Annotated in this window: 25 protein-coding genes; 18 read left to right on the forward strand and 7 right to left on the reverse strand. The window is 69.4% G+C overall.

Annotated elements, in window-relative coordinates; all coding sequences use genetic code 11:
- Positions 1–4 precede the first annotated feature (4 nt).
- The 4 genes from CGR01S_RS02785 to CGR01S_RS02800 are packed head-to-tail and all read left to right on the forward strand — an operon-like array spanning position 5 to position 2,978.
- Positions 5–1,006: a KpsF/GutQ family sugar-phosphate isomerase gene (locus CGR01S_RS02785; protein ID WP_042422147.1), complete on the forward strand. Its 1,002-nt coding sequence runs from the start codon at positions 5–7 to the stop codon at positions 1,004–1,006.
- 25 nt (positions 1,007–1,031) lie between these two features.
- Positions 1,032–1,580: a KdsC family phosphatase gene (locus CGR01S_RS02790; protein ID WP_042422149.1), complete on the forward strand. Its 549-nt coding sequence runs from the start codon at positions 1,032–1,034 to the stop codon at positions 1,578–1,580.
- Positions 1,577–2,173, forward strand: coding sequence for an LPS export ABC transporter periplasmic protein LptC (lptC, locus tag CGR01S_RS02795; RefSeq protein ID WP_042422152.1), 597 nt, complete (start codon positions 1,577–1,579; stop codon positions 2,171–2,173). Before CGR01S_RS02790 ends, lptC begins: the two co-directional genes overlap by 4 nt.
- A gap of 16 nt (positions 2,174–2,189) precedes the next feature.
- Entirely contained in the window at positions 2,190–2,978 is a 789-nt protein-coding gene (locus tag CGR01S_RS02800; RefSeq protein WP_042422154.1) for an SDR family oxidoreductase, read from the forward strand.
- Positions 2,979–3,021: 43 nt separating this feature from the next.
- Here the strand turns inward: CGR01S_RS02800 and rbp (CGR01S_RS02805) are convergent, their stop codons facing one another.
- Together rbp (CGR01S_RS02805) and rbp (CGR01S_RS02810) are read right to left on the reverse strand one after the other, a co-directional pair.
- The gene (gene rbp, locus CGR01S_RS02805; RefSeq protein WP_042422156.1) at positions 3,022–3,534 is read right to left on the reverse strand and encodes an RNA-binding regulator; all 513 of its coding nucleotides are present in this window, start codon (positions 3,532–3,534) and stop codon (positions 3,022–3,024) included.
- A 253-nt stretch (positions 3,535–3,787) separates the two neighbouring features.
- Entirely contained in the window at positions 3,788–4,144 is a 357-nt protein-coding gene (gene rbp, locus CGR01S_RS02810; protein WP_042422158.1) for an RNA-binding regulator, read from the reverse strand.
- A 382-nt stretch (positions 4,145–4,526) separates the two neighbouring features.
- On the opposite strand from rbp (CGR01S_RS02810), the gene metX reads away from it, so the two are divergent.
- The 3 genes from metX to pyrF are packed head-to-tail and all read left to right on the forward strand — an operon-like array spanning position 4,527 to position 7,078.
- Positions 4,527–5,654: a homoserine O-succinyltransferase MetX gene (metX, locus tag CGR01S_RS02815; protein WP_042422159.1), complete on the forward strand. Its 1,128-nt coding sequence runs from the start codon at positions 4,527–4,529 to the stop codon at positions 5,652–5,654.
- On the forward strand, positions 5,651–6,238 hold the full coding sequence (gene metW, locus CGR01S_RS02820; RefSeq protein WP_042422161.1) for a methionine biosynthesis protein MetW: 588 nt from the start codon (positions 5,651–5,653) through the stop codon (positions 6,236–6,238). Before metX ends, metW begins: the two co-directional genes overlap by 4 nt.
- Before the next feature lie 9 nt (positions 6,239–6,247).
- Entirely contained in the window at positions 6,248–7,078 is an 831-nt protein-coding gene (pyrF, locus tag CGR01S_RS02825) for an orotidine-5'-phosphate decarboxylase (RefSeq protein ID WP_042422163.1), read from the forward strand.
- Positions 7,079–7,181: 103 nt separating this feature from the next.
- On the opposite strand, the gene CGR01S_RS02830 is transcribed toward pyrF, so the two are convergent.
- The 5 genes from CGR01S_RS02830 to CGR01S_RS02850 form a co-directional block, all read right to left on the reverse strand.
- Entirely contained in the window at positions 7,182–8,309 is a 1,128-nt protein-coding gene (locus CGR01S_RS02830) for an NAD(P)/FAD-dependent oxidoreductase (protein ID WP_042422165.1), read from the reverse strand.
- A gap of 18 nt (positions 8,310–8,327) precedes the next feature.
- Complete coding sequence (gene dsdA / locus CGR01S_RS02835; protein ID WP_042422167.1) at positions 8,328–9,662, reverse strand: D-serine ammonia-lyase; 1,335 nt, start codon at positions 9,660–9,662, stop codon at positions 8,328–8,330.
- Positions 9,663–9,729: 67 nt separating this feature from the next.
- On the reverse strand, positions 9,730–10,170 hold the full coding sequence (locus CGR01S_RS02840) for an acyl-CoA thioesterase (protein ID WP_042422169.1): 441 nt from the start codon (positions 10,168–10,170) through the stop codon (positions 9,730–9,732).
- Between the two features lie 64 nt (positions 10,171–10,234).
- Positions 10,235–11,524 carry an acyl-CoA dehydrogenase family protein gene (locus tag CGR01S_RS02845; protein ID WP_042422171.1) on the reverse strand — a complete coding sequence of 430 codons (1,290 nt, stop codon included), beginning with the start codon at positions 11,522–11,524 and terminating at the stop codon, positions 10,235–10,237.
- A gap of 31 nt (positions 11,525–11,555) precedes the next feature.
- Complete coding sequence (locus CGR01S_RS02850; protein WP_245616743.1) at positions 11,556–12,509, reverse strand: COX15/CtaA family protein; 954 nt, start codon at positions 12,507–12,509, stop codon at positions 11,556–11,558.
- A gap of 252 nt (positions 12,510–12,761) precedes the next feature.
- Between CGR01S_RS02850 and CGR01S_RS16835 the strand changes: the two genes are divergently transcribed.
- From CGR01S_RS16835 to CGR01S_RS02900, 11 genes are all read left to right on the forward strand, one after another.
- A complete protein-coding gene (locus CGR01S_RS16835; protein ID WP_169742445.1) occupies positions 12,762–12,917 on the forward strand; it encodes a hypothetical protein in 156 nt (51 codons plus the stop codon).
- Between the two features lie 16 nt (positions 12,918–12,933).
- Positions 12,934–13,473, forward strand: coding sequence for a cupredoxin domain-containing protein (locus tag CGR01S_RS02855; protein WP_042422174.1), 540 nt, complete (start codon positions 12,934–12,936; stop codon positions 13,471–13,473).
- Positions 13,474–13,486: 13 nt separating this feature from the next.
- Complete coding sequence (locus tag CGR01S_RS02860; protein WP_042422176.1) at positions 13,487–15,187, forward strand: cbb3-type cytochrome c oxidase subunit I; 1,701 nt, start codon at positions 13,487–13,489, stop codon at positions 15,185–15,187.
- Between the two features lie 15 nt (positions 15,188–15,202).
- On the forward strand, positions 15,203–16,102 hold the full coding sequence (cyoE, locus tag CGR01S_RS02865) for a heme o synthase (protein WP_084690533.1): 900 nt from the start codon (positions 15,203–15,205) through the stop codon (positions 16,100–16,102).
- A 10-nt stretch (positions 16,103–16,112) separates the two neighbouring features.
- Positions 16,113–16,976, forward strand: a complete 864-nt coding sequence (locus CGR01S_RS02870) for an SCO family protein (protein WP_042422178.1) — start codon at positions 16,113–16,115, stop codon at positions 16,974–16,976.
- A gap of 14 nt (positions 16,977–16,990) precedes the next feature.
- Entirely contained in the window at positions 16,991–18,574 is a 1,584-nt protein-coding gene (locus CGR01S_RS02875) for a hydrogenase iron-sulfur subunit (protein WP_042422347.1), read from the forward strand.
- Entirely contained in the window at positions 18,574–19,077 is a 504-nt protein-coding gene (locus tag CGR01S_RS02880; protein ID WP_042422181.1) for a hypothetical protein, read from the forward strand. Before CGR01S_RS02875 ends, CGR01S_RS02880 begins: the two co-directional genes overlap by 1 nt.
- The gene (locus CGR01S_RS02885; protein WP_042422182.1) at positions 19,074–20,513 is read left to right on the forward strand and encodes a cbb3-type cytochrome c oxidase subunit I; all 1,440 of its coding nucleotides are present in this window, start codon (positions 19,074–19,076) and stop codon (positions 20,511–20,513) included. The genes CGR01S_RS02880 and CGR01S_RS02885 overlap by 4 nt, the downstream gene beginning before the upstream one ends.
- Before the next feature lie 13 nt (positions 20,514–20,526).
- A complete protein-coding gene (locus tag CGR01S_RS17250) occupies positions 20,527–22,443 on the forward strand; it encodes an FAD-binding oxidoreductase (protein ID WP_042422184.1) in 1,917 nt (638 codons plus the stop codon).
- 5 nt (positions 22,444–22,448) lie between these two features.
- Positions 22,449–23,240, forward strand: coding sequence for an exodeoxyribonuclease III (locus tag CGR01S_RS02895; protein WP_042422348.1), 792 nt, complete (start codon positions 22,449–22,451; stop codon positions 23,238–23,240).
- Between the two features lie 95 nt (positions 23,241–23,335).
- A complete protein-coding gene (locus tag CGR01S_RS02900) occupies positions 23,336–25,282 on the forward strand; it encodes a GspE/PulE family protein (protein ID WP_042422186.1) in 1,947 nt (648 codons plus the stop codon).
- Positions 25,283–25,302: the final 20 nt, after the last annotated feature.

Genomic DNA, 25,302 nt, shown 5'->3' on the forward strand with positions numbered 1-25,302 from the left:
CTGCATGTCCGTTTCCGCCGGCGTGCAGCGCCCCTTCGACCCCGCCCAGGCCCTGCGCCTGGCACGCGAGACCTTTGGCATCGAGGCTGCGGCCCTGCAGGCCCTGGGCCAGCGCGTGGACGAACACTTTGCCCAGGCCGTCCAGCGCATGCTGCGCGTGCCGGGTCGCGTGGTGGTCATGGGCATGGGCAAGAGCGGCCATGTGGGGCGCAAGATCGCCGCCACCCTGGCCTCCACCGGCACGCCGGCGTTCTTCGTGCACCCGGCCGAAGCCAGCCATGGCGACCTGGGCATGGTCACCCCCGGCGACGTGGTGCTGGCCCTGTCCAACAGCGGCGAGGTCGGCGAACTCACCGCCATCCTGCCCGTGATCAAACGCCTGGGCGTGCCCCTCATCGCCATGACGGGCGGCCTGGACTCCACGCTGGCGCGCCATGCCGACATCGTGCTCGATTGCGGCGTGGAGCGCGAAGCCTGCCCGCACAACCTCGCGCCCACCACCAGCACCACGGCGCAGATGGCCATGGGCGACGCGCTGGCCGTGGCCCTGCTCGACGCGCGCGGCTTTCGCCCCGAGGACTTCGCCCGCTCGCATCCGGGCGGCGCGCTCGGGCGCAAACTGCTCACCCTGGTGGAAGACGTGATGCGCAGCGGCGAACAGGTGCCGCGCGTGCCCCCCGAGGCCGGGTTCGGCGCACTGATGCGCGAAATGAGCGCCAAGGGCCTGGGCGCGGCCGCCATCGTCGATGCCCAGGGCCGTCCGGTGGGCATCTTCACCGACGGCGACCTGCGCCGCCGCATCGAGGCCGGGGCCGACCTGCGCAGCGCCAGCGCCGCCCAGGTCATGCACCCGGGGCCGCGCAGCATCGCGGCCGACGCCCTGGCCGCCGACGCCGCCGAGATGATGGAGACCCACGGCATCACCAGCGTGCTCGTGGTCGATGCCGCGGGCGTGCTCACGGGCATCGTGCACATTGGCGACCTGATGCGCGCCAAGGTCATATGAACACCGCCTGAGCGGCTGCGCGCCCATGGTTTTCCCCGTGCTGCAATTTCCCCCCGAGCTGCTGCTGGCCGCGCAGGACGTGCGCGTGGCGTTCTTCGACGTCGATGGCGTGCTCACCGACGGCGGCCTGTACTACAGCGAGGCGGGCGAGACGCTCAAGCGCTTCCACAGCCTGGACGGCCACGGCATCAAGTTGCTGCACGAGGCCGGCATCGTGCCGGCCGTGGTCACCGGGCGCGACTCCCCCGCCCTGCGCCTGCGCCTGCGCGCCCTGGGGGTGGAGCACGCCATTTACGGTACCGAGGACAAGCGCCCGGCGGCCGAGCAGATCCTGGCCGCGCTGGGCCTGTCCTGGGCGCAGGCCGCCGCCATCGGCGACGACTGGCCCGACCTGCCCGTGCTGCGCCGCTGCGCCCTGGCCTGCGCGCCGGCCCAGGCGCACGCCGAAGTGCGCGCGGCCGTGCACTACGTCACCGCCGCGCGCGGCGGCGACGGCGCGGCGCGCGAATTCTGCGATCTGCTGCTCGTGGCCAGCGGGCAGTACGCGCGCCTGCTGGAGCGCTACTGCACATGACCGCCGCCCTGCGCCGCGCCTGGGACCGGCTGTCGCTGTACCTGCCGGTGCTGCTCATGGGCCTGTTGGCGCTGGCCACCTGGTGGCTGGTGCGCAACGCGCCGCAGCCGCAGGAGCAGCGCGCCCCGGCGGCCCCGCGCCACGAGCCGGACTACCAGATGAACGGTTTTTCCGTGCGCAGCTTCGCGGCGGACGGCCGCCTGCAAAGCGAGGTGCAGGGCCAGACGGCGCGCCACTACCCGGACACGGACACGCTGGAGATCGACCAGGTGCGCATCCGCTCGGCCGGGCAGGCGGGCCGCGCCGTCCATGCCACGGCCGACCGCGCCCTCAGCAATGCCGACGGCTCCGAAGTGCAGCTGTTCGGCAACGCCGTCGTCGTGCGCGAGGCGGCGCCCGGGCAGCCGCGCCTGGAGTTCCGCGGCGAATTCCTCCATGCCTGGCCCAACGAGGAGCGCGTGCGCTCGCACCTGCCGGTCACCCTCACGCGCGGGAGCAGCCGCTTCACGGCCGACAGCATGGAATACGACAACCTGGCCCAGGTGCTGCAACTGCGCGGCCATGTGCGCGGCGTGCTCGCGCCCGGGCGCTGACGGAGGACGCATCCCCATGCCGGCTCCCCTGGTCTTCATCACTGGCGCCTCCAGCGGCCTGGGGCAGGCACTGGCCGCACGCTACCACCGCGCAGGCTGGCGCCTGGCGCTGGTCGCGCGCCGCGAATCCGAGATGAAAAACTGGGCTGACGCCCAGGGAATAAGCGCGGATAGCTATGAAATTTATAGTGCTGACGTGTCCGTGATCGACAGCATTGCCGCGGCTGGCCAGGCCTGCCTGCAGCGCCAGGGCGTGCCCGACGTGGTGATTGCCAACGCCGGCATCAGCGTGGGCGTGGACACCGCCGTGCGCGCGGACATTGACGTCTTCGCCCGCGTGCTCGCCACCAACACCGTGGGCATGGCAGCGACCTTTCAGCCCTTCATTGCGCCCATGGTGCAGCGCGGCAGCGGCCGCTTCGTGGGCATAGGCAGCGTGGCGGGCATCCGCGGCCTGCCGGGCCACGGCGCCTACTGCGCGAGCAAGGCCGCCGCCATCAGCTACTGCGAAAGCCTGCGCGGCGAACTGCGCGGCACCGGCGTGGGCGTGAGCACCATTTGCCCGGGCTACATCGACACGCCGCTGACGCGCCAGAACCGCTACCGCATGCCCTTCCTGATGCGCCCCGAGGATTTTGCCGAGCGTGCCTTCGCTGCCGAGCGCGCCGGGGTGAGCTATGGCGTGATTCCCTGGCAGATGGGCGTGGTGGCCAAGCTGCTGCGCCTGCTGCCCAACGGGCTCTTTGACCGCCTGCTCGCCGGGCGGCCGCGCAAGCACCGGCAGGCCGAGCCGCCGGCACCATGAAAAAAAGCTCCCGCAGGAGCTTGGTGTGGGGCGCGCGCAGCGCTCAGTAGCCGCCGCCGCCGTAACCGCCGCCGCCATTGCCGCGGCCACCACCGCCGCCGCCGCGCGGGCCCGAGCCGTAGGGGCTGCGGAAGCCGCCTTCGCTGCGGCCGCCGCCGCCATAGCCGCCTTCACGCCCGCCACCGTAGCCGCCGCCACCCGTGCGGCCGCCGCCGCCATAGCCGCCTTCACGCCCGCCACCGTAGCCGCCGCCACCCGTGCGGCCGCCGCCGCCGCCACCAAAGCCGCCCGAGCGCGGCGGGCGCGCTTCCATGGGACGTGCCTCGTTGACGACGATGGCGCGGCCGCCCAGAGGCTGGCCGTTCATGCCGTTGATGGCCGCCTGGGCCTCGGCGTCGCTGCCCATTTCGACGAAGCCAAAGCCTTTGGAACGGCCAGTGTCACGCTCCATCATCACCTTGGCGCTGGTGACGCTGCCGAAGGCGCTGAAGGCTTGCTCCAGGTCGTTGTCACGCACGCTGTAGGGCAGGTTGCCCACATACAGTTTGTTGCCCATCCAGGGACTCCTCAAATCAACACATGAAAAAAGCGATGGAGTCCCGAAAGCGCAAACAGCCTGGCTCAATGACGCGTGCTGCGTGAAACTGAAGGATCACCGCAAAACCCGAAAGCAGATTTCCCTGCAATCGCAGATTATGAGACTGCGCCTGTCAAGCAGACCCAGGGTTTTTACTGTCTGTGGTGTGCATGCCGCACCCGGACACAAAAAAGGGCCCGGATGGGCCCTTTGCACGGATGCGCAGCAATGATCAGTAGCTGCTGCGGCCGCCGTAGCCGCCACCGCCGCTGCGGCCGCCGCCGCCGCCGCCGTAGCCACCGCCACCGCCACCAAAGCCGCCGCTGCGCGGTGCGCGCGCTTCCATGGGGCGTGCCACGTTGACCACCAGGTCACGGCCGCCGAAGCTCTTGCCATTCACGCCGTTGATAGCGGCCTGCGCCTCGGCGGCGCTGCCCATCTCGACGAAGCCAAAGCCCTTGGAGCGGCCGGTGTCGCGCTCCATCATCACCTTGGCGCTGGACACGGCGCCGAAGGCGCTGAAAGTCTGTTCCAGATCGTTGTCGCGGAACGTGTAGGGCAGGTTGCCCACATAAAGTTTGTTGTCCATGATTGGGACTCCGGGGAAAAACTGAAAAACGCGATGGAGTCCTACGCAATCAACAAACCTGTGACGACTTCAAAGACGCGAAACTGACGATTCACCGCTAACTGGGATGCCTTTTTCAGGATGCAAAAAAGGCAGCGTCATTATCATCGAAAAACCATGTTCTGTGCCATGCTGCGCTGTGGTTTTTTTGCTGCATGTCCGCGACCCACCGGCCGGCGGTGGGCGCACCGGTGTCGTGGGTACTGGCGGCATGGGCCGGCGCCGGGTGCTATAGTTGCCACCTACGCGCCGATTTGCCACAGCTTGCGGGCGCTTAATAAATTCAGCTAAAGACCGTCCGACAGCCGACCCGGTACCGTTTTTAGCGTTACCGGGTTTTTTCATGTCGTTTCTTGCCACGCCCCAGTCGATGCATTTCCCGGATGCGTTGCCGCTGCAAAGCGGCGCCTGCATCCGCGACTACCACCTCGCCTACGAGACCTACGGCCAGCTCAACGCCGAGCGCTCCAACGCCGTGCTGGTGTGCCACGCGCTCAATGCCTCGCACCATGTGGCGGGGAGGTACGAGGGCCAGGACCGGAGCGAGGGCTGGTGGGACAACATGATCGGGCCGGGCAAGAGCGTGGACACCAACCGCTTCTTCGTCATCGGCATCAACAACCTGGGCTCGTGCTTCGGCTCCACCGGCCCCATGCATGTGAACCCCGATACCGGCCGGGTGTATGGCGCCGACTTCCCCGTGGTCACGGTGGAGGACTGGGTCCACGCCCAGGCGCGCCTGCTCGACCGCCTGGGCATCACGCAGTTGGCGGCCGTCATGGGCGGCAGCCTGGGCGGCATGCAGGCGCTCTCGTGGACGCTGCAGTACCCCGAGCGCGTGCGCCATGCCGTGGTGGTGGCCAGCGCGCCCAACCTCACGGCCGAGAACATCGCCTTCAACGAAGTGGCGCGCCGCGCCATCGTCACCGACCCCGACTTCCACGGCGGCCATTTCTACGAGCATGGCGTGGTCCCCAAGCGCGGCCTGCGCATCGCGCGCATGATCGGCCACATCACCTACCTGAGCGACGACGTGATGAACGAGAAGTTTGGGCGCCAGTTGCGGGGTGGCATCGACCTCAAGTACAGCACCCAGGACATCGAGTTCCAGATCGAGAGCTACCTGCGCTACCAGGGCGACAAGTTCAGCGAATACTTCGACGCCAACACCTATTTGCTGATCACGCGCGCGCTCGACTACTTCGACCCCGCGCGCGCCTTTGGCGGCAACCTCACCCAGGCCCTGGCGCGCGCCACGGCCAAGTTCCTGCTCGTGAGCTTCACCACCGACTGGCGCTTCTCGCCCCAGCGCTCGCGCGAGATCGTCAAGGCCCTGCTGGACAACCGACGCGACCTGAGCTACGCCGAGATCGACGCCCCCCACGGGCACGATGCCTTTTTGCTGGACGACGCCCGTTACATGAGCGTCGTCAGCTCTTATTTCGATAGCATTGCAAAGGAGCGGGCATGACCGAGAAAGCCACCATGCAGGCTCTGGCGCGCCTCGTGCCCGAAGGCTCGCGCGTGCTCGACCTGGGCTGCGGCGACGGCAGCATGCTGGCCTACCTGCAGCGCGAGCGCGCGTGCACCGGCTACGGCATCGAGATCGCCGACGCCAACGTGCTCGCCTGCGTGCGCCGGGGCGTGAACGTCATCCAGCTCAACCTCGACGAGGGCCTGGCCATGTTCGGCGACGCCTCGTTCGACGTGGTGCTGCAGATCGACACCCTGCAGCACCTGCGCAACGCCGAGGTCATGCTGCGCGAGACCGCGCGCGTGGGCCGCACCGGCATCGTCGCCTTCCCCAACTTCGCGCACTGGCCCAACCGGCTGTCCGTGCTGCGCGGGCGCATGCCCGTCACGCGCCGCCTGCCCTACCAGTGGTACGACACGCCCAACATCCGCGTCGGCACCTACAAGGACTTCGAGGTGCTGGCGCAGAAGAACCGGCTGCGCATCCTGGACTCCTTCGGCCTGCAGGACGGCGAGGTCGTGCGCTTTCTGCCCAATGCGCGCGCGGGGACGGCGGTGTTCCATTTCGAGCGCTCTGCATAAAATCCGCCCATGACCTTCCTCGACATGCTGCGCGACGCGGCCACGCGCAACCAGTCCATGCTCTGCGTGGGGCTGGACCCGGAACCCACGCGCTTTCCCGTGGGCATGCAGGGCGATGTGCGCCGCATCTATGACTTCTGCGCCGCCATCGTGGACGCCACGGCCGACCTGGTGTGCGCCTTCAAGCCGCAGATCGCCTACTTCGCCGCGCACGGCGCCGAGGACCAGCTCGAGCGCCTGATGCAGCACCTGCGCGCCAACGCGCCGCATGTGCCGGTGATCCTGGACGCCAAGCGCGGCGACATCGGCTCCACCGCCGAGCAGTATGCGCGCGAGGCCTTCGAGCGCTACGGCGCCGACGCGGTCACGCTCTCGCCCTTCATGGGCTTCGATTCGGTCGAGCCCTACCTGCGCTACCCCGGCAAGGGCGCTTTTCTGCTGTGCCGCACCTCCAACCCCGGCGGCGACGACTTCCAGAACCAGCGGCTGGCCAGCGAGGACGGCCAGCCGCTGCTCTACGAGCACATCGCGCGCCTGGCGCAGGGGCCGTGGAACAAGAACGGCCAGCTCGGCCTGGTGGTGGGCGCCACCTACCCGGCCGAGATCGAGCGCGTGCGCGCCATTGCGCCGCAGGTGCCGCTGCTCATTCCCGGTGTGGGCGCCCAGGGGGGCGACGCCGCCGCCACGGTGCGCGCGGGCTGGCGCCAGAACGGGCCCATCATCGTCAACTCCTCGCGCGCCATCCTCTACGCGAGCCATGGCGCGGACTTCGCCGCCGCCGCGCGCCACGAGGCGCAGCGCACGCGCAACCTGTTGCAGGCGGCGATCCCCTTGCCCTGACAAGTCATCAAAAATAGGAGCTGGTAGCGCTTGTAAATACTGGTTTTCAGCAACATTTGACGCTGAAAACCAATACTGACAAGCGCAGGATGCTCCTGATTTGCTAGCGCAAACGCTGGGGCGACAGCCCCTCGGCATCCACGCCTTCGGCCACGAGCGTCGCGTCCAGCGGCTCGCCGAGCAGCAGGTTGCGCGCCAGCAGGGCGTAGCCCGGCGCGCTCTGGATGCCATAGCCACCCTGCGCGGCCACCCAGAACAGGCCTTCGACCTGCCCGTCCCAGCCGATCACCATGTCGCCGTCGGGCACGAAGGAACGCAGCCCGGCCCAGGTGTGCGAGGGGCGGCGGATCTGCAGCGTGGTCATCTGCTCGATGTGCCAGATGCCCGTGGCCACGTCGATCTCCTCGGGCACCACGTCGTGCGGGTGCATGGGGTCGGCGTTGGCGGGCGAGCCCAGCAACTGGCGCGCGTCGGACTTGATGTAGAAGCTCTCGTCCACGGCGATGATGGCTGGCAGGCTGGGCAGGTCCAGCCCCGCGGGTGCGGGGAAGGTGAAGGCCGTGCGCCGGCAGGGCGTCAGGCCAATGGGCGCGGCGCCGGCCATCTGGCCCACCACGTCGGCCCAGGCGCCGGCGGCGTTGACCACGGTGCGCGCCTGCACGCTGCTGCCGTCCTGCAGCCGCACCGTCCACAGGCCGCCCGCGCGCGTGAGCGCCGTGACCTCGGCGTTCATGCGCACGCTGCCGCCGCGTTGGCGCAGGCCGTGCAGGTAGCCCTGGTGCAGGCCATGCACGTCGATGTCGGCCGCGCCCGATTCACTCAGGCCGCCGCCCAGCGCCTCCAGGCGCAGGCAGGGCGCGCGCTGCACCAGTTCGGCGGGGGTGAGGCGGCGCAGGCTGGGCGAATGCGGGTGCAGTTCCTGCCAGGTGGCCTCCAGCAGGTCCATCTGGTCCGGCCCGGCGACGTAGAGCACGCCGCGCGGCGAGAGGATGGGGCTGTCACAGAAGCCCGGCGGCGGCTGGTCGAGGAAGGCGCGGCTGGCGCGCGTGAGCGCGCGGATGCGCGGCGTGCCGTAGGTCTCCATATAGAGCGCGGCCGAGCGCCCTGTGGTGTGGTAGCCGGGCTGCGCCTCGCGCTCGAGCAGCAGCACGCGCGAGGTGGCGGCCAGCTGCCAGGCCACGCTGGCACCGGCGATGCCCGCGCCGACGACGACGAAATCCAAGGGTTCCATGGTGTGAGGCTCCTGAGTTCAAGCGCTGGCCGCTGGCGGCTGCGCGCGTCCGCGGTGCAAAAACCGCGCGTATTCGGATTCGGGCACGAACAGCCCGCCCGTGGTCCAGGCGATGTGCGTGGCGCGCGGCAGGTGGGCGTCGAGCCCCTGCGTGCGCAGCCAGGCGCGGCCCTGCGGCGTGCCGGTGAGCATGCCCGGGCCCGAGAAGCCGGCGGCGGCCGAGGGCTCGATGCGCAGGCCGGCCACATCGTGCGCCAGCGCCAGGTGCTGGAACAGGGTCTCGTCCTGCACCGTATAGACGCCCGCGAGCAGCGGGCGCATGAGCTCGGCGGCCAGCAGCGAGGCGCGCGGCACGGCCAGGCCGTCGGCCTCGGTCTGGTTGGTCAGGCCCCAGTCGCGCACCGAGGGGTGCGTGCCCGGCGCGGCCAGCATTTGCACGAGGAAGCAGGGCGCCTGCACCGGCTCGGCGAAAAAGCAGTGCACATAGGGGCCCAGCACCTGGCGCAGGCCCCAGGCGATGCCCGCCGGCGCGCCGCCCACGCCGCAGGGCAGGTAGACGAACAGCGGGTGCGTGGCGTCCACGGTGATGCCCGCCGCGGCCAGGCTGCGCGCCAGGGCCGGGGCTGCGGCGCTGTAGCCCTGCAGCAGCGAGAGCGAGCGCTCGTCGTCCACGAAGTGGCACATCGGGTCTTGCTGCGCCAGGGCGCGGCCTGCGGCCACGGCCTGCTCATAGTCGCCGGCATGCTCCACGACCTCGACGCCGCGCAGGCGCAGGCGCTCCTTCTTCCAGTCCTTGGCGTCGGCGGACATGTGCACCACGGCGCGAAAGCCCAGCGCCGCCGCCATGACGCCGATCGACAGGCCCAGGTTGCCCGTGGAGCCCACGGCCACCTGGTAGCGCCGCAGCACGGCGCGCGCCGCGGGCGTGGCGAGCGGGCGGTAGTCGCCGCCCGGGGCGATCAGGCCCCGCTCCAGCGCGCGTGTTTCGGCGTGTTCGAGCACCTCATGGATGCCGCCGCGCGCCTTGATCGACCCGGCCACGGGCAGCAGGTGGTCGCACTGTACCCACAGCGCGCCCTGCCCGGGGCCCAGGCCCAGCGCGGCGCCCAGGGCGTGGGCGGGCACCAGGGGGGCGGTGAGCTGGCCGCCGCTGGCCTGCAGTTCGGGGAACAGCTCGGCCAGCAGCGGGGCGAAGCGCTCAAACCGCGCGGCGGCCGCGTGCATGGCCGCCGCATCCACCACCGCCGCGGTGGCGGCCGGGGCCTCGGCCGGGTGGTGGGGGGATGTCCACAGGCAGGGCTGGGCGGCGCGCAGGGACGGGGCGACGCTGTCGCAAGAGGAGGCAGAAACCATGGTTGCTATCAAAAAAGTAGCTTTTTGCGCCCGCTGGGCGGGCGCAAAAGCCGTTTTTGGTTCAAATTCAGACGGCGCGCGCCGCCACCACATGGGCGCGTACCTGCTCGGCCAGGGCCATGTCGCCGGGGGTTTCGGGGTTCCAGGTATCGATGGGGCGCGGCTGGTTGGCGTCATCCACGGCCACGTACACGCAGGCGCATTGCAGCACCTGCTGCGGCTCGCCTGCGGGCAGGCTGGAGCGGTACACCTCCACGGCGATGCCCATGCTGGTCTGGCCGGTGTAGGCCAGGCGCGCCTGCACCTCGATCAGGTCGCCTGTGTGCACCGGATGCGCGAAGCGCGCGCCGCTGATGAGCGCCGTCACGCAATGGCCCTTGGCCCAACTGGTGGCGCAGGCCAGGCCCGCTTCGTCCACCCAGTGCAGCACGGTGCCGCCGTTGATGCGGGTGCCCACATGCAGGCCGGTGGTGTGGGAGGCCAGAAAGCGCAGGGTGAGGGAGTGCATGGTGTGTCAAGGGCACAGGCCCCGGGGTTCGTCCTGCCGGCCATTATCCCCATGCCCTGGCGCGTCAGCGTATGCGCGGCGGCGCGCGCATCTGCTCGGGCGTGGTGAACCAGGCGCTGCCCGCGCCCAGGCGCGTGCGGGCCTGCGCCAGCTCGTGGCGCGCCACGCTGCGCAGGTGCACTTCGTCCGGTCCGTCCATGAAGTGCAGCGCGCGGCCCCAGGTCCAGAACTGGGCGAGCGGCGTGTCGGGCGACAGGCCCATGGCGCCGAAGACCTGGATCGCGCGGTCGAGCACGCGGCTTTGCAGGCGCGCCGCCACCACCTTGATGGCCGCGACCTGGGCGCGCACGGCGGCTGCGGGCAGCGCCTCGCCCTGGTCCAGCATCCAGGCCGCCTGCAGCACCAGCAGGCGGGCCTGGTCGATCTCGATGCGCGATTCGGCCAGCCAGTCCTGCACATTGGCGTACTCGCTCAGGTACTTGCCGAAGCTGCGCCGCTCCAGGGCGCGCTCGGCCGCCAGTTGCAGGGCCAGCTCGCACTGGCCGATGGTGCGCATGCAGTGGTGCACGCGCCCCGGCCCCAGCCGCGCCTGCGCCATGGCAAAGCCCGCGCCCCAGGCGCCCAGCAGGTGGCTGGCGGGCACGCGCACGTCCTGCAGCAGGATTTCGCAATGCCCCTCGGGGGCGTGGTGGTGCAGCACGGCAATATTGCGCAGCACCTGCACGCCGGGCGCGTCCCGCGGCACCAGCACCATGCTGTGCTGCGCGTGGGGGCTGGCGCCGTCTTCGGCGGGGGTATTGCGGCACAGCACGATGAGCAGGCGGCAGTGCGGGTGCGCCGCGCCGGTGATGAACCATTTGCGGCCGTTGAGCACCAGCGCATCGCCCTCCCGGTGCACCGTGGTCTGCAGATTGGTGGGGTCGGAGGAGGCCACGTCGGGCTCGGACATGGCGAAGGCCGAGCGCATGCGCCCTTCGAGCAGCGGCTGCAGCCACTGCGCGCGCTGCGCCGGGCTGGCAAAGCGGTGCAGCAGCTCGATGTTGCCGGTGTCCGGCGCGCTGCAGTTGAAGACCTCGGCCGCCCAGGGCAGGCGCCCCATGGACTCGGCCAGCGGCGCGTATTCCAGGTGCGTCAGGCGCGTGCCGGGCTCGTCGGCGCGCAGGCCGGGCAGAAAGAGGTTCCACAGGCCTTCCTCGCGCGCCAGGGTCTTGAGGTCTTCCAGGAAGGGCGGCGGGTAGACGCCGTCCTGCACCGACTGGTGCCAGGCCGGGTTGTGCGGCAGCAGGTAGCGCTCGAGAAAGGCGTCCAGGCGCGCGCGCAGCGCCTGGGTGCGGGCAGAAGGGGCGAAGTCCATGGCGCATTCTGGGCGCCTGCGCCCCGCGCTGTCACAACGCAGGTGACAGCGTGCGCGCACGCGGCGGCAGCGTTAGGCCCAGCAGCAGGGCCAGCAGCAGCGCCGCCACCAGGTTGTGCGCCAGGGCCAGCGCCAGGGGCAGGCCCTGGCCCACCAGGCCCAGGCCCAGCGCTACCTGCGCCAGCGGCAGCAGCACGAGCAGCCGCGCCGCGCCGCGCTGCCCGGCGCGCCGGGCGCGCCAGGCCAGCACCAGCAGCAGCGCCACCAGCGCCAGGCCGCAGCTGCGGTGCAGCAGGTGCACCAGGGCGCCGCCCGCCTGCGTGGGCAGCAGCCCGGCGGCGGGCTCCACCCACGGGTGCAGCGCCTGCCAGGTGCCTGCGCTCAGGTCGCAGGCGCCCCAGGCCGGGCAGCTCAGGCCCGCATGGCCCGCGCTCACCAGGCCGCCCAGCGCCGCCTGGGCGAGCAGCAGCGCCGCCGCCAGCCAGGCCCAGGGCGCCAGCGGCGTGGTCCCGCCACCGGGCCGACCGGCGGCCAGGGCCAGACGCACGCTCACGGCCACCATGGCAAAGCCGCCCAGCAGGTTGCCCAGGGTGACGGCCGGCAGGCGCGACTGCGCCGTCCAGCGCCCGAGCACGGCCAGGAACAGCGCCAGCCCCAGCAGCACCAGCGCCATGCGGCCCTGCGCCCCCAGCGCCGGGCGGCTGCCCAGGGCGGTCAGCACCATCAGCAGCACCAGCACCAGCGCCGCCGAGGCGATCACGCGGTGGGCCAGGCGGGCGGCGGCCTCGGCGCCAGCGGCCTCGGCGGCCGGCGTCTGCAGGGCCTGGCCGTAGCACTGCGGCCAGGGCGTGCAGCCCAGGCCCGCCTTGGACAGGCGCAGGTAGGCACTCAGGCTGGTGATGCACAGCACCATCACGACGCACACCCAGGCCATGCGCTGCAGCAGGCGCTGGCGGCGCTCCAGGGGTGTTTCAGTCAAGGACATGGGAGGAATTCCAGGTATTTGTGGTTGAAAAGAGACAAAGTGCGCGACCCTGGCCAAGGCCATGGCACGGGGCGGGAGATTGCAGAAATATGCATTTCACGTGCATAAAATCAGATTTCCTGGCGAAGTTCCGTCTTGTCATGGGAGCGCTACAGGCGTACCCTCCGCGAAACATTGATGCAAATCATGTTTTGCCCGACAGCAAAGGTCAAGAATGCAAGGTGCTGAAAAGCTTACCTAGGAGAAGAGACCATGAACCACCATGACGACGAGAACGAAAAAGTTCCGTTCATGCAACAGTTGCTGGACAGCCCGTTCCTGCTGCTGTTTCTGGGCGTGATGTTCCCCATGATTATTTACAACCTGTGGGGCGTCATCGACATTCTGACCATCCCATTGGCCAAATAAGAAAAGGAACCCAGCCATGAGCGCAATACTCCCTCCCTCGGAGCGGCTGTGGTGGAAGCACCCGCTGGACCGTCTTGAAGCCGTGTGGATAGGCATCGCCTTCGTCTGGTGCATGGTCCTGTTCTTCATGATGGTGTTCTGGCACATCTACGGCAAACAGAACCTGGCCACGGAAACCTACAAGACCACGCCCGAGAAGTTCTCCGCCCAGGCCCAGGCCGTGGTGGACAAGTACACCGTGCGCACCGAGACCGAACAGAACGTGCCCGTGGTCGCCCCGCCCGAGGGCTCCGACGTGTACCTGATCGGCCGTCTGTGGAACTGGTGGCCCATTCTCGAACTGGAAAAGGGCAAGACCTACAAGCTGCACCTGACCTCCATGGACTACAACCATGGCTTCTCGCTGCAGCCGACCAACATCAACATCCAGGTGGTGCCAGGCTACGAGCACGTGATCAAGGTCACGCCGAACGAATCGGGCACCTTTTCCATCGTGTGCAACGAGTACTGCGGCATCGGCCACCACGAGATGGTGGGTCGCATCTACGTGAAGTAATGCGGGGAATACCATGACCGTTCAAACCACCTACCGTACCTGCCCGCGCTCGGGCCTGCAGTTCGAGGCCCAGGCCGAGAGCCTCATGAAGATCAACGCCGTCACCGCCGTGGTGGCACTGCTCGTCGGCGGCCTGCTGGCCATCGGCGTGGTGCTCACGCGCTGGCCCGCGGTGCACTGGCTCGCGGCCGACACCTTCTACATGGTGCTCACGGCCCACGGCATCGACATGCTGATCTTCTGGATCATCTTCTTCGAAGTCGCCGTCCTGTATTTCGCCTCATCCACGCTATTGCGCTGTCGCATCGCCACACCCAAGATCGCCTGGGCCGCCTACGTGCTCATGCTGGTCGGTGCCGTGATGAACAACGTGGCCGTGTTCCAGGGCGAGTCCAGCGTGATGATGACCTCCTACGTGCCCATGATGGCGCACTGGTCGTTCTACCTCGGCATCATCCTGTTCGCCGTGGGTGCGCTCATCGCCTGCGCGGTGTTCTTCGGCACCCTGGTCGTGGCCAAGCGCGAGAAGACCTATGAAGGCTCGGTACCCCTGGTGACCTTCGGCGCCACCACCGCGGCCATCATCGCCGTGTTCACGCTGCTGTCGGGCGCCATCATCCTGGTGCCCACCTTCTTCCAGTCCATCGGCCTGCTCGACCACGTCGATCCGCTGATCTACCGCACCATCTGGTGGGCCCTGGGCCACTCCTCGCAGCAGATCAACGTGGCGGCGCACATCTCCATCTGGTATGCCGTGGCGGCCATCGCCTTCGGTGCCAAGCCCATGTCCGAACGCGTGAGCCGCGGTGCCTTCCTGCTGTACATCCTGTTCCTGCAGCTTGCCAGTGCCCACCACCTGCTGGCCGACCCCGGCATCAGCACCGAGTGGAAGGTGGTGAACACCAGCTACTTCATGTACTTCGCCGTGCTGGCCTCGATGATCCACGCGCTGTCCATCCCGGGCGCCATGGAAGTCGCGCAGCGCGCCAAGGGCTACAACAAGGGCCTGTTCGAGTGGCTGCGCAAGGCGCCCTGGGGCAACCCGACGTTCTCCGGCGTGTTCATCGCGCTCGTGGGCTTCGGCTTCCTGGGTGGCATCTCCGGCGTGATGATGGGTACCGAACAGCTCAACCTGCTGATCCACAACACCATCTACGTGCCGGGCCACTTCCACGCCACCGTGGTGATCGGCACCACGCTGACCTTCATGGCGCTGACGTACTTCCTCATCCCCGTGCTCTTCAAGCGCGAGATGATCCTGCCCGGCCTGGCCAAGATCCAGCCCTACCTGTTCGGCTTCTCCATGTACTTCTTCTCGCTGGTGATGATGGGTGCCGGCACGCTGGGCGTCTCGCGCCGCCATTGGGACATGGCCTTCAGCGGCCACGCCCTGGCCTATGAGTGGCCCGGTGCCGCCTATCTGATGATGGGCCTGGTCGGCATCAGCGGCATCGTGGCCATCGTCGGGGGTGCGGCCTACGTGCTCATCACCGTGGGCTCGGTGTTCTTCGGCAAGAAGCTCGACGCCGGTGCCGTGAGCCCCAGGTTCACGCCCGTCTCGCGCGCTGCGCCCACGGCGGCCGCCCAGACCTACGGCTCCGCCGGTTTCGTGGCGCCGGGCACCTTCGTGCTGGCCATGTTCTTCCTCGTGTCCTTCGTGCTGTACTACTTCGTCAACTGGAAGTACCTCAGCCAGCTGTGGGGCCTGAGCTGATCGGAACCCTGGGCAATGCACACCACCACGCTCAAGCCCTCCGGGCGCAGCATGGCGCAGTTGGCGCGTGACGTCATCTCGCTGTTCAAGCTGCGCATCGGGGTGCTGATCATGATCACCGCGCTCGTGGGCATGGCCGTCACGCCCGGCCCGGCACTCGGCCTCGCGCAGGTGCTGGTGCTGGCGCTGTCGGTGCTGCTGGCGTCGGCCAGCGCGGGGGCGTTCAACCAGTATGTCGAATACCAGAGCGACCGCCTGATGGAGCGCACGAAAAAGCGCGCCTTCGTCACCGGCGCGCTGCCCCACCACCCCGCCTGGCTCGGCCTCATGGCCGTGCTGCTGGCGGCCGCGGTGGCGGCGGCCTGGCTGGCCCTCAACGGCGTGGCGGCGCTCCATGTGTTCCTGGGCGCCTTCTTCTACGGCGTGGTCTACACCCTGTGGCTCAAGCGCCGCACCCCGATGAACATCGTCATCGGGGGGCTGGCGGGCAGTTTTGCCGTGCTCGCGGGGGCGGCCGCCGTCGATCCGGCGCTCGGGCCGCTGCCCTGGCTGCTGGCCCTGGTGCTGTTCCTCTGGACGCCGCCGCATTTCTGGAGCCTGGCCATTGCCAACCGCGACGACTATGCGCAGGCAGGCGTGCCCATGCTGCCGGTGGTCGTCGGCCCCGAGAGTGCGGCCCGCACGGTGCTGGCCAGTACCGTGGCGCTGTTCATCGCCTCGCTGCTGCCCCTGGCCTATGGCGCAGGGCCGGTCTATGGTGTGGGCGCCCTCCTGGGCGGCCTGCACTTCGTCCGCAAATCCTGGCAACTGGCGCGCCAGCCTGCGCGCGCCACGGCCATGGGTTCGTTTTTTGCATCGCTGGTGCAACTGAGCGTCCTGCTGGTCGCTGCCTGCATCGACGCCGTGCTGCGTTGAGGGGCGGGCCGTGACGAGGTCGCTGCTCCCCCGCCTCTGCCGCACCATCGCGGCCTGCGGCCTGGCGCTGGCGCTGCTGCCCGCAGCGCTGGCCTCGGCGCCCGCGCAGCCATCCACCGATCTGGGCCTGGACCGTGAACAGGCGCTGCGCCTGAGCCAGGCGGCCATCGGGCGGCAGGTGGGCGAGCATATTCTTCTCAACCGCGAGGGCCGGCCCGTGGCCCTCTCCTCCTTCCGGGGCAAACCCCTGCTGGTGAGCTTCATCTACACCGGCTGCTTCCAGGTCTGCCCCACTACCACGCGTTCGCTGCAGGAGACCGTCGAGGGCCTGCAAAAGAGCGTGGGGCCGAACCAGTTCAATGTGGTGAGTATTGGCTTCAACCAGCCGGCCGACAGTCCCCAGGCGCTCAAGGCCTTTGCCACCCAGTACGGCATCAAGACCCCGAACTGGGATTTCCTGAGCCCGCCATCGGCCATCGTGCCTGCGCTGGCGACCGACTTCGGGTTCGTGTTCCAGGCTTCGCCCGCGGGTTTCGACCATGTGCTGCAGGTCTCCATCCTGGACGCCGAAGGGCGCATCGTGCGGCAGGTGTACGGCGAGTCCATCGCCCCCGCGGAGCTGGGTGAGCCGCTGAAGATGCTGCTGGCCGGCCAGCCCGTGCAAACCAATGAGCTGATCGACCAGCTCATGGACCGGGTGCGCATCCTGTGCACCGTGTACGACCCCAAGACCGGGGCCTACAAGGTCGACTACACCCTGCCGTTCCAGATCGCCGGCGGCGTGACCTTCTTTGTCCTGATGCTGGCCTTTTTCTTCAACGAATGGCGCTCGAGCCGGCAAAGCGCACGCAACAAAGGGGTGCGCAGCGCCTGACGCGCGCCAGATCCATGCTTTTGCCAGGTACGGCCTTCGCCCCCGAAGGCTCCCGCATTCCGGCCCCGCCGCCCCCGGTTTCCCGTTCCGCCGCTCTCTGGCGCCAGCTCGAACACGCCTTCGACGCCCCCTTCGGCGCCGCGCTCAACCCGCTCAAGCACCTGGGGGCGCTGGGCTTCATGCTGCTGTGGCTGCTGGTGGCCAGCGGCACCATCCTCTACATCGTCCTCGACACCTCGGCCGCCGGGGCCTACCGCTCCATCGCCGCGCTCGCCGACGTGCCCTGGATGCTGGGCACCGTCCTGCGCGGCGTGCACCGCTACGCCACCGACGCCTTCCTCGTGGTGATGCTGGCGCACATCGTGCGCGAATGGGCGCTGGGGCGCTACCGGCATTTCCGCAGGATCTCCTGGCTCACCGGCGTGCCGCTGGTGGCGCTGGCCTTCGTGAGCGGCGTGGGCGGCTTCTGGCTCAACTGGGACCGCCTGGGCCAGTATTCCGTGGTGGCCACGGCCGAGTGGATCGACGCCCTGCCCTTCCTGGCATCGCCGCTGGCGCGCAATTTCCTCGGCGCCGTGAGCCTCAACGACCGCCTGTTCACGCTGTTCGTCTTCATCCACATCGGGGTGCCGCTGCTGCTCATCTTCGGCCTGTGGTTCCACATCCAGCGCATCAGCCTGGCCCAGGTATTTCCGCCGCGCGCCCTCGCCGGGGGCAGCGTGCTCACGCTGGTGGCGCTGGCGCTGGCGCTGCCGGTGCACAGCCAGGGGCCGGCCGACCTGTCCACCGTGCCCACGGCGCTGGCGCTGGACTGGTTCGTGCTGTTCATCCACCCGCTCGCCGATGCCACCTCGGCCAACACGGTCTGGGGGCTGCTGGCCCTGGCCTTTGGCCTGCTCATCCTGCCGCCCCTGTGGCCGGCACCGGCGCGCCCGGCGGTGGCGGTGGTGCACCCGGAGCATTGCAGCGGCTGCGCGCGCTGCTTCGACGACTGCCCCTACTCGGCCATCACCATGGTGCCCCACCCCAACGGCAAGCGCGGCATGCGGCTGGCCGAGGTGCGCGCCGACCTGTGCGCGAGCTGCGGCATCTGCGCCGGGGCCTGTCCATCGTCCACGCCGTTTCGCAGCGCCGAGCATCTGGTGACGGGCATCGACATGCCGCAATGGCCGGTGAATGATCTGCGCCAGCAACTGGTGGCGCAACTGCGCGCCATGCCGGGGCCGCGCCGCCTGGTGGTTTTCGGCTGCGACCAGGGCGCGCGCGTGCGCACCGCGGCCGACGATGTGCTGCACTTCGGCCTGGTGTGCGCCGGCATGCTGCCGCCCTCGTTCGTCGAATACGCGCTGCGTGCCGGGGCCGACGGCGTGCTGATCAGCGGCTGCCGTGCGGGCGGCTGCGAGTTCCGCCTGGGCCAGCGCTGGACGGCCGAGCGCCTCACGGGCGCCAGAGAACCCCATTTGCGCCGCTCGGTCCCGGCCGAACGCTGGCGCACCGCCTGGTGCGATCCGGGCGACGAGCAGCAACTTGCCGCTGCCGTGGACGAATTGCGCCGCCAGTGCATGGCCGGCGCCCCCCTTGAAGAGGAGAAACAGTGATGAACCGCGCACTCAACTGGACCGGCCAGGCCCTGCTCTACGGCGGCTTTGCCGTGGCGCTCGGGGTGTTTTCGCGCTGGCCCGTGTACCACCCGCTGGCGCCGGACATGGCGCAGGTCAAGGTCAGCTTCATCCACCATGGCGCGCGCCTTGCCGACTGCCGCCCGTACACCGCCGAAGAGCAGGCCAAGATGGCCAAGAACATGCGCAAGGCGATGAAGTGCGAACGCGAGCGCTCGCCCGTGCACATCGAGGTGGACATCGACGGCAAGAACGTACTCAGCCACACCGCCCTGCCCTCGGGCCTGTCGCGCGACGGCGCATCCACGGTGTACCAGCGCATCGACATCCCCGCGGGCGAGCACCGCATCGCCGTGCGCTTCCAGGACAACAAGGCGGCCGAGGGCTTGACGGCCCAGCGCGAGGAAACCGTCACCCTGCGCAGCGCGCAGGTGCTGGTGATCGACTACAACCCGGACAAGGGAGGCATTGTTCTGCAATGAGCGCCAGTGCTTCTTCCATACCGGGGCGGGCGCCAGGGCGCGCCGCCACGCTGCCTCCCGCCGCTGCGGGTGCGGACTACCAGTTGAGCGTGCCCCAGGATGCGCGCCGTGCGCTGGCGCGCGGCTGGCTCTGGCTGGGGCTGGCCGCGCTCATCGGGTCGGGCATTTTTTCCGTGCTGCTCGTGGTCTCGCGCACGCCCTATGTGAACCAATGGCTGCCTGCGGCCAATTTCTTCCATATTTCGCTCGTGCTCCACGTGGATCTGTCGGTCCTCGTCTGGTTCGTGGCCCTGGCCGGCCTGCTCTGGAGCCTGCATGGCACGCGGCGCGCTGCCGGCATGGGCTGGCTGGCGCTGTGGGTGACGGGGGCCGGCACACTGGCCATGGCGCTGGCGCCGTTCCTCGATCCGGGCGAGCCCATCATGGCCAACTACATCCCGGTGCTGGAGTCGCCGCTGTTTCTCGCCGGGCTGGTGGTGTTCGGTGCGGGGGCCGCCTTGCTCACACTGCGCGGCATGCTGGCGGCACCGCGCATCGGCCTGGACTACGACGGCCGCGGCGCCCTGGACTTCGGTCTGAGCTCGGCGGCCGTCGCCACGGCCGTCGCACTGCTGTGCTTTGCCTGGTCCTGGGCCGTGCTGCCCACCGCCCTGGCGGGCAAGGCGTACTACGAAATCCTGTTCTGGGGCGGCGGCCATGCCCTGCAGTTCACCTGGACGCTGCTCATGCTCGTCTCCTGGCTGTGGCTGGCCAGCGCCTGCGGTGCGCGCGTGCTGGTGAGCCCGCGCGTCACGGTGCTGCTGTTCCTGCTGGCGCTGGCCGGTGTCTTCGTCACGCCCTATGCTTATCTGGCGTACGACGTCGCCTCCGTCGAGCACCGCAACCTGCTGACCTGGGCCATGCGCCTGGGCGGCGGGCCGGCCATCGTGCCCGTGGGCCTGGCCGTGGTCTTTGGCGTGCTGCTGTTGCGCGGCCTGGCGCCCGCCCTGCGCCCGCTGCGTGCGGCGCTGCTGTCCTCGGTGCTGCTGTTTGCCGCGGGCGGCATCATCGGCGTGTTCATCAATGGCAGCAATGTGCGCATTCCGGCGCATTACCACGGCTGCATCGTCGGCGTGACGCTGGCGCTCATGGGCGCGGTCTACCGCATCCTGCCCGCGCTGGGCTACCAGGCGCCGCAGGGGCGCCTGGCGACCTGGCAGCCCTGGCTCTACGGCATCGGCCAGCTCATGCACATCATCGGCCTGGTCTGGTCCGGCGGCTATGGCGTGCAGCGCAAGGTGGCGGGCGCCGACCAGGTGCTGCGCAGCACCGCCGAAGTGGCTGGCATGGGCCTCATGGGGCTGGGCGGCCTCATCGCCATCATCGGCGGCCTGTTGTTCGTGGTGGTGGTGATCCGCGCCATCCGCGCGCCGCTGGCTCCAGCGGCCCAAGCCTGAAGGGAATCCCGAAATGATCAAGAAATTCCAAGAACTGCTGCAGTGGCTGTTCCTGCGCGTCGAGGGGCTGTTCAACGCCGCCTTCGGCGACCGCATCAACCCCTTCTACCACCTCGGCGCCATCACCTTCTTCCTGTTCTGGGTGGTGGGGGCCAGCGGCCTGTACCTCTACGTGTTCTTCGAGACGGGCATTCCCGAGGCCTACACCTCGGTCGTGGCGCTGACGGACAAGCAATGGTGGCTCGGCGGCATCCTGCGCAGCGTGCACCGCTATGCCTCCGACGCCATGGTGCTCACCATGGTGCTGCACATGCTGCGCTACTTCGCCTTCGACCGCTACCACGGCTTCCGCTGGTTCTCGTGGGTCACGGGCGTGATGCTGATCTGGATGGTCTACGCCTCGGGCGTGAACGGCTACATGCTGCCCTGGGACCAATTGGCGCAGTACGTCACCGTGACCTCGTTCGAGTGGCTCGACTCGCTGCCCATCTTCAACGGCACGCTGATGCGCAACTTCCTCTATTCGGACCATGTCGGCAGCCGCTTCTTCACGCTGCTGTCGTTCATGCACCTGGGCATTCCGCTGGTGGTGCTGATGGTCATGTGGATCCACGTGCAGCGCGTGCCCAAGGCCCGTACCACGCCGCCCCGCCCCATCGTGGTCGGCCTGCTGCTGACCATGCTCGTGCTCTCGCTGGTCGCGCCGGTGCGCGTGCAAGGCGGCGTGAGCGACCTGGCCAAGGCCGTGACCAGCGTGGAGCTGGACTGGTTCTACATGGCCGTGTTCCCGCTGCTGACCGAGTGGCCGCTGGGCCGGGTGTGGGCGCTGGTGGTCGGCGCCTCGGTGCTGCTGGCCCTGCTGCCCTGGCTGCCGCCGCGCTGGGGGCGGGGGGCCAAGAACAAGTTCCAGATCGTGGTGCATGGCGAGCAGGGCGAGAGCGCGGAAATCACCGTGCGCAAGGGCGAGACCATCCTCGACGCCGGCCTGCGCGAAGGCCTGACCCTGGCCTACGACTGCCGCAACGGCGGCTGCGGCCTGTGCGTGTGCAGTGTGGCGCAGGGGGCCTATGAGCAGCGCCCCTACCAGGCGAGCGCCCTCTCCGGCGCCCAGAAGGCCCGGGGCCAGGCGCTCATGTGCTGCATGGAGCCCAGCGAGGACATGGCCATCGAGGTCGCCTACGACATCGGCGCCCAGCCCCAGGCGCCCGAGGTGCACAGCGCCACCGTGGTGCAGATGGAGCGTCTGGCCGAGGACGTGATGCTGGTGGTGCTGGAGCTGCCCGACGGCAAGAGCCTGGATTTCCTGGCGGGCCAGTACATCAACATCCTGCTCGACGACGGCCAGCGCCGCGCCTTCTCGTTTGCCAACCGGCCCCAGGCGGGGCGCCAGATCGAGCTGCATGTGCGCCTCGTGCCGGGCGGGCGCTTCACCACCTATGTGTTCGAGGGCATGAAGGTGGGCGACGTGCTGCGCTTCGAGGGGCCGCGCGGCCAGTTCACGCTGCGCGAGAGCGACCCGCCCATCCTGTTCGTCGCCGGAGCAACGGGGTTTGCGCCCATCAAGAGCATCGTGGAAGACGCCTTCGCCCGCGGCGTGCAGCGCACCATGCGCCTGTACTGGGGCGTGCGCCAGCCCCAGGACTTGTACATGCTGCAGCACTGCGAGGAATGGCAGCGCGCGCATGCCAACTTCACCGTGGTGCCGGTGGTGTCCGAGCCCGCGCCGGGCGACGGCTGGACGGGCCGCACGGGCCTGGTGCACGAGGCCATGCTCGCGGACTTTGCCGACCTGAGCGGCTATGAGGTCTACCTGTGCGGCTCGGTGCGCATGGTGGATGCCGCCGTGCCCGCGTTCATCGCCCAGGGCCTGCATGAGGATGCCTGCTTCTCGGACGCTTTTGTCCCGGCGGCGCCTGCTCCGGTAGCATAGTGCGCATGATGCGCATAGTGACCGCCAACCTCAACGGCATCCGCTCGGCAGCGGCCAAGGGTTTTTTCGACTGGATAGGCCAGCAGCAGGCCGACGCCGTCGGCGTGCAGGAGATCAAGGCCCAGCCGGGCCAGATCAGCGGCGCGTACGACCGCATCGGGGACATGCCCGGGCATTTCCACTGTGCGCAAAAGCCCGGCTATTCGGGCGTGGGCCTGTACCTGCGCGAGGAGCCCTCGGACGTGATCACCGGCCTGGGCGACGCCGGGTTCGACGCCGAGGGGCGCTGGGTCGAGGCGCGCTACGACCGGCCCGGGCGCCGGCTCAGCCTGGTCAGTTGCTACTTCCCGAGCGGCTCCTCGGGCGAGGAGCGCCAGCAGGCCAAGTTCCGCTTCCTGGACCTGATGTACCCCAAGCTCATGGCGCTGCGCGCCGAGCGCGAGTTCATCCTGGTGGGCGACGTGAACATCGCCCACCAGGCGATCGACCTGAAGAACTGGCGCAGCAACCAGAAGAACAGCGGCTTCCTGCCCGAGGAGCGGGCCTGGATGACGCAACTGCTGACCGAAGGCGGCCTGGTGGACGTCTACCGGCACCTGCACCCCGACACCACCGACACCTGCTACACATGGTGGAGCAACCGCGGCCAGGCCTACGCCAACAACGTGGGGTGGCGGCTGGACTACCAGATCGCGACCCCCGCCCTGGCCGCCCAGGCGCGCCGCGCCGCGATCTACAAGGACCAGAAGTTCAGCGACCACGCGCCCCTGTGCATCGACTACGAGCTGGCGCTGTGAGATCGCGCGGGCGCACGGACGGCGGGGCCGTGCCCACGGGCCGGCGTTGCATGTTGTAACCTCAGGGCCTTGTTCCACCCGCGCCCCCGTTCGCCATGACCGCCCCCAGCGCCTCGGATTCCACATCGACCCCGTACTTCGAGCCGCGCAGCGCCGATGCGCTGTGGTCCCTGGTGAGCTCCCCGCACCCCGTGGTCGGCAAGGCGCGGCACCTGGGCGAAGCGCTGATCCACGCCGGGCTGGTGCGCGCCCCGGACCTGCACCAGGGGCTGGCCATGCAGCAGGACGAGCGCGGGCGCGGGCGCCAGCGCCTGATCGGCCAGATCCTCGTGGACCAGGGCCACCTCTCGCAGGACCAGCTGCGCGAGGCCATCGCGGCCTGGCTGGGCTCCTACGTGGTGCACCCGGGCCAACTGCCGCCCGACCCGGCTGCCCTGGCGCTGATACCGCGCAGCGTGGCCGAGCGCGAGTCGGTGCTGCCCCTGCTGGTGCGCGAGGATGCGCTGGTGGTGCTCATGGCCGACCCCAGCGACCGCACGTTGCTCGACGAACTGCGCTTTCTGAGCCAGCGGCGCGTGCTGCCCCTGCAGGCCGCGCCGGGCTCGCTCATGCCGGCCATCGCCAAGGCCTACAGCGTGCAGGCGCAAGGCGCGCCCGCCCCGGCGGCGGGCGGCCGCGCACCGGCGGGTGGGGCGGCCCGGGGCAATGCGCGCCCCAGCGCGCAGGAGCTGCTTGGCAACCTCGACAGCCTGCCCGCGGAGTCCGATGCCGCTGCGGCCGACGTGGTCTCGGAGTCGGACAACACCCTGGTGCGCCTGATCAACTCCATCATCGACGAGGCCATTGCGCACCGCGCCTCGGACATCCACATCGAGACCGAGCCCGCGCCGCACAAGCTGCGCGTGCGCCTGCGCATCGACGGCGACCTCGTGCCCTACCTGGAGCTGCCGGCGCGCTTTCGCTACGCCATGGTCGCGCGCATCAAGATCATGGCGGGCATGGACATCTCCGAGCACCGCAAGCCGCAGGACGGCAAGATCGACTTCGCGCGCTTTGGCGGGCCCCCGGTGGAGCTGCGCGTGGTCACCATCCCCACGGCGCACGGCCTGCAGGACGTGGTGCTGCGCCTGCTCGCCGGCGCCAAGCCGCTGCCGCTGGAGCACATCGGCCTGTCGCCCGGCAACCTCGCGGCGCTGCGCCAGGCCGTGCAGAAACCCTATGGCCTGGTTCTGGTCGTCGGCCCCACGGGTTGCGGCAAGACGACCACGCTGCATTCCGTGATCCGCGACCTCAACACCCCCAACCGCAAGATCTGGACGGCCGAGGACCCGATCGAGATCACGCAGAGCGGCCTGCGCCAGGTGCAGGTGAACGCGCGCATCGGCTGGACCTTTGCCGCGGCCATGCGCAGCTTTCTGCGCGCCGACCCCGACGTCATCATGATCGGCGAGATGCGCGACGAGGAGACCGCGCGCATCGCCATCGAGGCCTCGCTCACCGGCCACCTGGTGCTCTCGACGCTGCACACCAACTCGGCGCCCGAGAGCATCGCGCGCCTGCTGGAGATCGGGCTCGACCCCTTCAACTTCTCCGATTCGCTGCTCGCCATCCTGGCGCAGCGCCTGGTGCGGCGCCTGTGCACGCAGTGCCGCGAGCCCGTCGCGGCCAGCGAGGAGCAGGTGCAGGCCCTGGCCGCGCAGTACCTGGACAGCAGCGCCGCCACGCACAGCCCCGGCGCGCGCGACGCCCTGGTGGCGCGCTGGCGCCAGGACTATGGCGGCGAGGGCGGCGCCCTCACCCTCTGGCGCGCGCGTGGCTGCAGCCAGTGCGAATCCCACGGCTACCATGGGCGGCTGGGCATCCACGAACTCATGCTCAGCGACGAAATCATCCGCCAGCACATCCGCCGCCGCGCCTCGGCCACGGACATCCGCCTCGCCGCCCTGGCTGCGGGCATGCGCACGCTGCGCCAGGACGGCATCGAGAAGGTCCTGCAGGGCCTGACGGACATGCCCCAGGTCGTCGCTGCCACCAACGTTTGAAACCCCCGCCTTTTCCCTCT

It is taken from the genome of Comamonas granuli NBRC 101663 (genome assembly GCF_000739995.1).
GTDB lineage: Bacteria > Pseudomonadota > Gammaproteobacteria > Burkholderiales > Burkholderiaceae_C > Simplicispira > Simplicispira granuli.